This is a genomic window from Zetaproteobacteria bacterium, from assembly GCA_003696765.1.
Classification (GTDB): Bacteria; Pseudomonadota; Zetaproteobacteria; order Mariprofundales; family J009; genus RFFX01.
Genome location: RFFX01000013.1, coordinates 1 through 10,118, shown reverse-complemented (window position 1 = coordinate 10,118; position 10,118 = coordinate 1). Strand labels below are relative to the sequence as shown.

At 68.7% G+C, this 10,118-nt stretch carries 8 protein-coding genes and 3 tRNA genes; 1 reads left to right on the top strand and 10 read right to left on the bottom strand.

Annotated elements, in window-relative coordinates; genetic code table 11:
- The 10 genes from tuf to D6682_01685 form a co-directional block, all read right to left on the bottom strand.
- On the bottom strand, positions 1-1,187 hold a 1,187-nt coding region (gene tuf / locus D6682_01730; protein RMH52526.1), incomplete at its 3' end, for an elongation factor Tu.
- A 100-nt stretch (positions 1,188-1,287) separates the two neighbouring features.
- Positions 1,288-1,362, bottom strand: a tRNA-Thr gene (locus D6682_01725).
- 30 nt (positions 1,363-1,392) lie between these two features.
- Positions 1,393-1,466: transfer RNA gene (locus tag D6682_01720), tRNA-Gly, on the bottom strand.
- Positions 1,467-1,540: 74 nt separating this feature from the next.
- Positions 1,541-1,625 (bottom strand) — tRNA-Tyr (locus tag D6682_01715).
- A gap of 112 nt (positions 1,626-1,737) precedes the next feature.
- Positions 1,738-2,553 (bottom strand): M23 family metallopeptidase, encoded by an 816-nt coding sequence (locus tag D6682_01710; GenBank protein ID RMH52528.1) that lies wholly within the window; start codon positions 2,551-2,553, stop codon positions 1,738-1,740.
- 31 nt (positions 2,554-2,584) lie between these two features.
- Positions 2,585-4,048 (bottom strand): exodeoxyribonuclease VII large subunit, encoded by a 1,464-nt coding sequence (gene xseA / locus D6682_01705; protein RMH52525.1) that lies wholly within the window; start codon positions 4,046-4,048, stop codon positions 2,585-2,587.
- 3 nt (positions 4,049-4,051) lie between these two features.
- Positions 4,052-5,083, bottom strand: a complete 1,032-nt coding sequence (locus D6682_01700) for a diguanylate cyclase (GenBank protein RMH52524.1) — start codon at positions 5,081-5,083, stop codon at positions 4,052-4,054.
- Between the two features lie 26 nt (positions 5,084-5,109).
- Positions 5,110-6,210: a redox-regulated ATPase YchF gene (gene ychF / locus D6682_01695; GenBank protein ID RMH52523.1), complete on the bottom strand. Its 1,101-nt coding sequence runs from the start codon at positions 6,208-6,210 to the stop codon at positions 5,110-5,112.
- A complete protein-coding gene (locus D6682_01690) occupies positions 6,210-6,785 on the bottom strand; it encodes an aminoacyl-tRNA hydrolase (protein RMH52527.1) in 576 nt (191 codons plus the stop codon). The genes ychF and D6682_01690 overlap by 1 nt, the downstream gene beginning before the upstream one ends.
- A 54-nt stretch (positions 6,786-6,839) precedes the next feature.
- Complete coding sequence (locus D6682_01685) at positions 6,840-7,460, bottom strand: 50S ribosomal protein L25/general stress protein Ctc (protein ID RMH52522.1); 621 nt, start codon at positions 7,458-7,460, stop codon at positions 6,840-6,842.
- A gap of 196 nt (positions 7,461-7,656) precedes the next feature.
- Here D6682_01685 and lon point away from each other — a divergent pair.
- Positions 7,657-10,118, top strand: a 2,462-nt coding sequence (gene lon / locus D6682_01680; protein RMH52521.1) for an endopeptidase La, incomplete at its 3' end; no start/stop codon positions are given.

Genomic DNA, 10,118 nt, shown 5'->3' with positions numbered 1-10,118 from the left:
TCGATGATCTCGGTGACCACGCCGGCACCGACGGTGCGCCCGCCCTCGCGGATGGCGAAGCGCAGCTCCTTGTCCATCGCGATCGGCGTCAAGAGCGTCACCTCCATGCTCACGTTGTCTCCCGGCATCACCATCTCCGTCCCCTCCGGCAACGTCACCGAGCCGGTCACGTCCGTGGTCCGAAAGTAAAACTGCGGACGGTAGCCGTTGAAAAACGGCGTGTGCCGCCCACCCTCCTCCTTGGTCAGAATGTAGGTCTCCGCCTTGAACCGCGTATGCGGCGTGATCGAACCAGGCTGCGCCAAAACCTGACCGCGCTCCACCTCGTCTCGCTTGATCCCACGCAGCAGAACGCCGATGTTGTCTCCGGCCTGACCCTGGTCCAACAGCTTGCGGAACATCTCCACACCGGTGCAGGTCGTCTTCGCCGTCTCGCGGATCCCCACGATCTCCACCTCGTCGCCGACCTTGATCACACCCTGCTCCACTCGGCCCGTCACCACCGTGCCCCGACCCGAAATGGAAAACACATCCTCGATCGGCATCAAAAACGGCTTGTCGATCGGACGCTCCGGCACCGGAATCGACTCGTCCACCGCCTTCATCAGCGCCTCGATCGCAGGCGCTCCGATCTCCGAAGTGTCACCCTCCAGCGCCTTCAGCGCCGACCCCTTGATCACCGGAATCTCGTCGCCGGGGAAGTCGTACTCGGAGAGCAGCTCGCGCACCTCCATCTCCACCAGCTCCATCAACTCCTCGTCGTCCACCATGTCCGCCTTGTTGAGAAACACCACCAGGTGCGGAACGTTCACCTGACGCGCCAGCAGCACGTGCTCACGCGTCTGCGGCATCGGACCGTCCGCCGCGCTCACCACCAGAATCGCCCCGTCCATCTGCGCCGCGCCCGTGATCATGTTCTTCACGTAGTCCGCGTGGCCCGGGCAGTCCACATGCGCATAATGACGATTCTCCGTCTCATACTCCACGTGCGCCGTCGCGATCGTGATCCCTCGTTCGCGCTCCTCCGGTGCTCCGTCGATGTCGCCGTAATCCTTGAAGTCCGCCTGGCCCTTCTCCGACAACACCTTCGTGATCGCCGCCGTCAGCGTCGTCTTCCCGTGGTCCACGTGACCGATCGTGCCGATGTTCACGTGCGGTTTCGTGCGCTCGAATTTCTCCTTGGACATCTTGTATACCTTCTCCCTGCTTCGTTGAATCGTACCGGCCGTCCGCATCGACCGGCGTGCCGTATTGTCACCACACTCTGGCGGCCCATGCCGCCGGACCTGGAGCCCAGGGCGGGAATTGAACCCGCGACCTCATCCTTACCAAGGATGTGCTCTACCCCTGAGCTACCTGGGCGGGGCATGACCGAAAAAGGGCGCCGAACACTGGAGCGGGTGGCGGGAATCGAACCCGCACTTCCAGCTTGGAAGGCTGGAGTTCTGCCATTGAACTACACCCGCGACGCCGCAGGAGCCGGCCCATGCCCGGCCCACTGCCGGTACGACTCCCGCGCCCGGCTCCGACAACCCTCGACTGGTGGAGAGGGATGGATTCGAACCATCGAAGGCATAGCCAGCAGATTTACAGTCTGCCCCATTTGACCGCTCTGGAACCTCTCCGAACAGCCCCGCTGTACGCCGATCCACCTTCGGGCCGTGACAGCGGAGGGCGCGCGACCCTGCCGCGGCCGAGACAAAAGTCAACCGTGAACCCGATCCACCCTCCTCCACCTCAGCGGGGAAGCAGCGCATCCGGTGTCACCCGCGCACCACGGAAACGCACCCCCCAGTGGAGATGCGGCCCCGTCGCCCGACCGGTCGCACCGACCGTTCCGACAGAGGCACCGCGGTGCAGCCGCTCCCCGGCATGCACCGCCACCCGATCCAGATGGGCGAAGATCTCGACCACCCCCTCCCCATGGCCGACCACCACCGTATTGCCGCTCAGATACATCGGCGCCGCCAACAGCACCACGCCGTCGGCCGGAAGCCGCACCGGCGTGCCCCGCGGCGCGGCGATATCGATACCGGAATGGGGGGCGCGCGGCCGGCCGTTGACGAAACGGCGTGCACCGAAGGGGGTGGAGACGACCCCCTCCACCGGCCGGAAGGCGAAACGGAAGGAGAAGGAGCGCGCCACCGGCCTGCGGGCGGCCGCGCGCAGCAGCGCCTGATCGTGCCGGATCCGCGCCAGCTTCTTCGCATCGAACTCGGCCATCGACCGGGGGACCTCGATGAACGACGTGCTAAACCGCCCTTGACGCACCCGCAGCCGCTCCGTGCTCCCGTCCGACCAGCGCACCGGGTAATCGCCCGGCTTGCGGGCCAGATCGACCCCCACCCAGGCGACCGTACCGCCGGCGCGGGCGTGTACCGGCCACGAACGGCCGAAGACGCGCACCCCGGCCACCACCGCGGGATGCGACAGCGCGACGACCCCCCCCTGCACCGCCTGCCACTCCGCCGCACGGCCCACCGTGGCCAGGGCGGACAGCCAGCACAGCAGCAGCCACCCTGCCGCCCGCCCCGCCGCGCCACCGAAGGCCATCATCCCCCTCCCCATGGGGCGAGCCCCCGCGTCACCGCACCACCACGGAGAGCGAGCCGTCGACGAAACGCAGTCCGAGCGCATCCCCTCTCCCCACCTCGATCGCACGCGTCACCAGCCGGCCATCCTCCTCCCTCCGCACCATCACATAACCGCGTTCGAGGACCCGATGCGGGTCGAGGGCCCGCAGCGTACGGTCGGCCGCCAACCAGCGCTGCCGGCAGGCGTGAACCCGCCGCATCGCCTGCCGATGGAGCGCCGTCTGCAGATCGCGCAGACGCCCCTGCCGCACCACCAGCCGGGGAGCCTGCTGCCGCATGCGCAGCGCCGCGGCACGGTAGTGGTGGCGCATCCGCCGCAACCGCACCGGCACCTGCTGCAATCGCGACTGCGCCAGCTGCAACCGCTGCCGGCGCAGCCGCAGCTGCCGCCGCGGATCCTGCCGGAGCAGCCGGCCGGCCAGCCCGTCATGTACCCCCCGCAACCGCCGCAGCCGCCGGGCGTACGCCGCGATCACCCCCTGGGTGGCGCGGGCCTGCGCGTGGCACCACCGGTCGCGCTCCCGCGGCACCGTCCGCAGCAGGCGCCGTTCCACCCCGGCGAGGCGTTCACGCGCCGACGCCACCGCCCCGAAGGCCAACTGCCGCAGCCGCTCCGGACCAGCCACCCGGGCGGCGAGCGCGGCCCTATCGGGACAGCAGCGCTCCGCAGCGTTGGAGGGGGTGGCCGCCCGCAGGTCGGCGGCCAGATCGGCCAGGGTCAGATCGATCTCGTGGCCGATGCCGGTGATCACCGGCGCCGGCGCATCGAGGATCGCCCGCACCACCCGCTCGTCGTTGAAACACCAGAGATCCTCCATGCTGCCGCCGCCGCGCACCAGGAGGATCACATCGGGTGCCACCGCCGCCAATCCGCGCAAGGCACGGGCGATCGACTCCGGCGCCTCCGCACCCTGCACCACCGCCGGTGCAAGCGTGATGCGCAACCACGCCGGCCGAACCGCCAACACCTTGCGCACATCCTGCCAGGCGGCGGCCGTCGGCGAGGTGACCACGCCGATGTGGCGCGGTAGGGGGGGAAGCGGCCGTTTGCGCGCCGCATCGAACCAGCCACGCGCCGCCCACTCCTCCTTGCGCCGGACGAACTCCAGCGCCAGCGCCCCCTCGCCGGCCGGACGCAGAGCGCGCACCACCAGCTGATACCCGCCCCGCGGCGGGTAGACCGAGAGATGCCCCTGGAAGATGTACTCCCCCCCCTCCTCCGGCAGGCGGCGCAGCCTTGCGGCGGTGGAGCGCCAGAGAACGGCGGAGAGCGCCGCCTTCGCATCCTTCACCGTGAAGTAGAGGTGACCGGAGGCGTGACGGGTGAGCCGCGACACCTCCCCCCGCACCAGCACCGCGGGGAAACTGCCCTCGATCACCCGCTGGATGGCGGCGGTGAGCTCTGAGACGGAGCAGACCCGCCGCCCCTCGACGGGAAGCGCCCCGCCCCCCATCGGCTAGATCGCCTCGCTGGCCAGCTGGTCGCCCCCGCGCGCCCGGGCGTCGGCCAGCGCCTTGGCCGCGGCCAGACGAAACATCTGTGCGGTATGGCGGATCATCGGCGAGGTGGTGACCAGCCCGAGGCTGACGGTGACGCACCCCCCCTCCTCCGTCCCGTCACGCAACAGCCGCAACTCCCGCACCGTCTGGAGAATCGCCGAGCCCACCTTGATCCCCCCCGACGCCGGCGTGTTGGGCAACAGCACCATGAACCCGCCCCCTTCGTCGCGTGCTGCGATGTCGGTGGTCCGGTTCAGGCAGGAGAGGATCGCCCGCGCCACCTGGCGCAGGCAGTCGTCCGCCACCTGCCTGCCGAAGCGGGCGGCGTAGCCGTCGAAATCGTCGATCCCGATGGCCAACAGGGCGATCGGGTTGGTCTCGCGCATCGCCCGCTGCCACTCCATCTCGTAGAGGAGGGCGAAGCGCTGCGCGGTGAACATCCCGGTCAGCGGATCCTGCTCCGTCAGACGATCGGCCCGGGCACGCGCCTCGTGCAGCTGCTTGCGTGTCTTGCGCAATGCCTGGCGCAGCGAATCGAGCTCGATCCGTTCGAAGCAGACCCGGGCCAAGGCCCGCATCTGCAGCAGCAGCGTCTCCGGTGCGACGGAGTCCGGCAACACCGCATCGGCCCCCGCCCGCAACGGGGCGCCGAACTCCATCTCCCCCCCCTGCGGCAGCAACGCCACGACCGGCAGATCGCGGCAGACCTCACTCTCCCGGAAGTCGCGGATCGGCTGCAGCCCTCTCCCCTCCTCCGGCACCGCCTCGATCCACTGCACCACCACCGTCACACCGCGATGGGCGGCGATCTTCTGCGGGTTGGCCCCCTCCTCCGCGCCGGCATGGATCAGCTCCACCTCCGGACGACCGGCAAGCGCCCCGGCGATCCGATCGAAGGTGTCGGCATCGCAACCGGCCAGCAGGGCGATGACCGGATAGTCGATCCCGCGCACCGCCGTTTCAGCCTCGGCCATCACCGGCCGCAACACCGGCTGTGTGCGACGCGGTCAATTCCCTATACATTGAAGCGGAAGTGAACCACGTCGCCCTCCTGCACCACGTAGGACTTCCCCTCAAGCCGCATCTTCCCCGCCTCCCTCGCCCCCTGCTCCCCACCGCAGGAGACGAAATCGTCGTATGCGACCACCTCCGCACGGATGAAGCCACGGGCGAAATCGGTGTGGATCGTTCCGGCGGCTTCGGGCGCAGTGGCGCCGCGGGGAATGGTCCAGGCGCGCACCTCCTTGGGACCGGCGGTGAAGAAGGTGATCAGATCGAGCAGCCGGTAGGCCTCGCGGACGAGGCGATCCAATCCGGGCTCGGAAAGGCCCAGTTCCTCGAGAAACTCCGTTCGTGCCGCGGCATCCATCCCGGCCAGCTCCGCCTCAATGGCGGCGCTGACCGCCACCACGGCAGCCCCCTCCCCGGCGGCATGGCACTCCACCGCGCGCAAATGGTCGCCCCCTTCCCCGGCCAGCTCCTCCTCGGAGACGTTGGCCACATAGAGCACCGGCTTGGCGGTGAGCAGATGGAGCCCGCGCAGCCGCGTGCGCTCCTCCTCATCCAGCGACAGGCGCCGCACCGGCCGCCCCTCCCCCAGCGCCGCCAGCACGCGATCCAGCAGGACCAGCGACTTGCGCGCCTCGCCGTCGCCGGATTTCGCCTGCTTTTCGACTCGCTCCCGCACCCGCTCCACCGTCTCCAAATCCTTGAGCATCAGCTCGGTCTCGACCGTTGCGATATCCCGCAACGGATCGACGGCGGCGGCGACGTGGCTGACGTCGTCGTCCTCGAAGCAACGCACCACGTGGGCGACGGCCGCGCACTCCCGGATGTGGGCGAGGAAGCGGTTGCCCAACCCTTCCCCCTTCGACGCCCCGGCGACCAGCCCGGCGATGTCGTTGAACTCGACCGTCGCCGGACGGATCTGCTGCGGATGGACGATGGCGGCCAGCTCGGCCAGCCGCGGATCGGGCACCGGAACCACCCCGACGTTGGGATCGATGGTACAGAAGGGATAGTTGGCCGCCTCGGCGCCGGCTCCGCCGTTGAGGGCGTTGAACAGGGTCGACTTGCCGACGTTGGGCAGCCCGACGATGCCGATGGAGAGGGCCATCAGCCCCCTTCCCCGACGATCCGCTCGCGCAGATTCAGGTGGATCCGGTTGGAAGCCTGGGCCAGCCGCCCCTCGAGGATCGACACCATCTCCGGCAGCAGGCAGGAGAAGATCAACGCTTCGTCCTTCTCCTCCATCGGGGTCATCGGCGACAGCACCCAGCGGGTGACGTCACCGTCGGGCGGGCGCCCGATACCGATCTTCACCCGGGTATAGGCGTTGCCCACATGGAGGTTGAGCGACCGCAGCCCGTTGTGACCGCCGTGGCCGCCCCCCTTCTTGATCCGCAACTTGCCGGCGTCCATGTCCAGATCGTCGTAGACCACGGTGATCGCCTCGGTGGCGATGCGGTAGTAGCGCGCCAGCTTGCCCACAGTCTCGCCCGAGTTGTTCATGAAGTTTAGCGGCTTGACCAGCATCACATCGAGATCGGGGGTCGGCCGCCAATCGGCGATCTCCGCCTTGAACGCCTTCTCGGTAACAAAGTAGAGATCCTGCTCCCGGGCCAGGAGATCGAGAAAGCGGAAGCCGACGTTGTGGCGGGTATCCCGGTAGCGCGCACCGGGATTCCCCAGCCCTACCAGCATCTTGCGCGCCATGCGCTCCGGCCCGCGGAACGGCGTCGCGCCTCAGGAGCCCGCGTCCGTCTCCGGCTCCTCTTCCGCAACCGCCCCCTTCGGCGCCGCCATGTTGAGCACAGTGAAGTTCACCTCGTGCGGCACCTCGACCCCGGCGGGCAGTACGAGGTCGTCGACATGGACGGTATCCCCCCAGTCGAGCGCGGCGCAATCGACCTCGATCGCATCGGGGATCGCATCCGCCCGGCAGACCACCTCGAGGACGTGGCGCACCAGGTCGACCCGTCCCCCCTTGACCACCCCGGGGCTCTTCTCCGCGTTGCGCGGATGGACCGGAACCTCGACATGGACCCGGTCGGAGCCGTGCACCCGCTGGAAATCGAGATGCATCACATGCTCCCGCACCGGATGCCACTGCGCATCCTTGAGCAGCACCGTCTCCGACCGCTTGCGCCCCCGGATGCGCAGCTCGATCAGCGAGGTGTAGAAGCTCTCGTCGGCCAGCGGCTTGCGCATGGCCACGTCATCCAGGGCGATCGGCAGCTCGGGGCCGCCACCGCCGTAGACCACCGCCGGAACCTTGCCGGCGCGCCGCAGGCGCCGCGCGGCGCTGCGCCCGGTCGCATCGCGCAGATCCGCCTCGATGGTGAATGCCGCTCTCTTCCCACTCATCCTTGCTCCACTCCTTTCGCGCGCCGTGCCGCGCGGTGTCGTTGCAACCTGACGGGTCGGCCCGTAGCAGGCGCCCGCGCCCGGCGCGGGGCGGCGCATTGTAGGGAGCGGGCGGGGAAAGTCACGACGACCGGATGCGATTGCGCCACGAGCTGTACCTTGAAACGGAAGCCCCCCACCTCTACAAAGCGCCCCCATGAGCCATACGCCCGACGACGAAACACGCAACGAAGAGCAACAGCCCCCACGCGACGGCGCCGAATCGGACATCGAGGTGGAGGTGGAGCGGGGGGAGCTGGTCCCCAGTAGCCCCGACTTTCCCGAACTGCTGCAGATCCTGCCCCTCTCCACCCGCCCGCTCTTCCCCGGCCTGGTCGTCCCCCTCGTCTACGAGAGCGCGGCGCTGATGGCGCAGATCCGCGCCCTCGTCGCCTCCGGCAACAACATGGTCGGCCTGATCCTGGTGGTCGACGAGGAGCGGGAGTTCGCTCCCGACAACCTGCATGATGTCGGTGTGGTGGCGCGCGTGGTCAAGGCGATCGAGATCGAGGAGCACGGCCTCCACCTGGTCGTCGAGTGTCTGGAACGTTTCCGGGTCGAGGAGTGGGTGCGCCCGCCTGCCGAGCGCAACATGCCCGAAGGGACCATCTTCGCCCGCGTCAAGTACCACCACGCCACCGACTACAGCGACAACATCCAACTGCGGGCCTACACGGTGGCGATCATCAACACCATCAAGGAGCTGCTCAAGCACAATCCGCTCTACGAGGAGGAGCTGCGTCTCTTCGCCACCCGCTTCACGGTGGACAACCCGGGCCGGCTGGCCGACTTCGCAGCCGGCCTGACCACCGCCGACCGGAGCGAGCTGCAGAAGGTGCTGGCCACGCTGCCCATCTTCCCGCGGATGAAGATGGTGATGACCCTGCTCAACCGCGAACTCAACGTCAGCAAGGTGCAGCACAAGATCCGCGACAGCATCGAACAGCGGATCTCCGAACAGCAACGCAGGTTCTTCCTGCAGGAGCAGCTGCGCGAGATCAAACGTGAACTGGGGCTGGAGAGCGACCCCAAAAAGGAGCTGTGCAACAAACTGCGCGCCCGGGCGAAGAAGCTGCGTCTCACCGAGGAGGCGGCACGGGTCTTCGACGAAGAGATGCAGAAGCTGGAGGCGCTCGAGCCGTCGATGCCCGAGCACTCGGTGATCCGCAACTACCTCGAATGGCTCCTCTCCGTTCCTTGGGGGCAGCGGACGCGGGAGCGCTACAACCTCACCCGGGCGGAGCGGGCGCTCAACCACCACCACGCCGGGCTGGACGACATCAAGGAGCGCATCCTGGAGTTCATCGCCGTCGGCGCCCGCAAGAAGGAGCTGGGCGGCTCCATCCTGCTCTTCGTCGGCGCCCCGGGCGTGGGCAAGACCAGCCTGGGCAAGGCGATCGCCGAAGCGGTCAACCGCCCCTTCTACCGCTTCTCGGTCGGCGGTATGCGCGACGAGGCGGAGATCAAGGGGCACCGCCGCACCTACATCGGCGCCATGCCGGGCAAGTTCATCCAGGCGTTGAAGCGGACCGGGGTGGAGAATCCGGTGATCATGATCGACGAGGTGGACAAGATCGGCGGCGATGCGCGCGGCGACCCGGCCAGCGCCCTGCTGGAGGCGCTCGACCCCGAGCAGAACAGCGATTTCCTCGACCACTACCTCGATGTGCGGGTCGACCTCTCCCGGGTGCTCTTCCTGCTCACCGCCAATCAGCTCGACACCATCCCGGCGCCGCTACGCGACCGGGCGGAGGTGATCCGCCTGCCCGGCTACCTCGCGCCGGAGAAGGTGGTCATCGCCCGCCGCCACCTGATCCCGCGCCGGTTGAAGGCCCACGGCATGACCAGAGCGGACATCCACTTCACCGACGGCGCGCTGCGCCGGCTGGTGGAGTACTACGCCCGTGAGCCCGGGGTCCGGCGGCTGGAGCAGTTGATCGACAAGGTGCTGCGCAAAGGGGCGCACCGACTGATGCGCGGCGACGCCACCGCCCCGATCCACGTCGGAGCGCGCAACCTGAGCGATTTCGTCGGCAAACCGCGCTACCAGCGCGAGCCGCTGCGTCAGGCCGTCGGCCAGGCGACCGGGCTGGCATGGACGGCGATGGGCGGCGCCACCCTGGCGCTGGAGGCGGCGGTGATCCATCAGGACCGGCGCGGCCTCAAGCTGACCGGACAGCTGGGCAAGGTGATGCAGGAGTCGGCGGAGATCGCCTTCTCCTACGTCTCCAGCCACCTCGCCCGTTTCGGCGCGGATGCCTCCTTCTACGACAAGGCGTGGGTCCACCTCCACGTGCCGGAAGGGGCGGTACCCAAGGATGGCCCGTCGGCCGGCATCACACTGGCCACCGCCCTGCTCTCACTGGCCCTGGGCCGCCCGCCGCAGCCGATCGCCATGACCGGCGAGCTGACCCTGAGCGGCGAGGTGCTGGCCATCGGCGGCGTGCGCGAGAAGTTGTCGGCGGCCAGACGGCTGGGGGTGAAGTCGGTGATCCTGCCCAAGGCCAACGCGGTGGACGTCGACGAACTGCCGCCGGGGGTATGCGACGGACTGACGCTTCACCTCGTCACCAACTTCGACGAGGTGGCGGCACTGATGTTCCCCCGTCGCCGACCCCG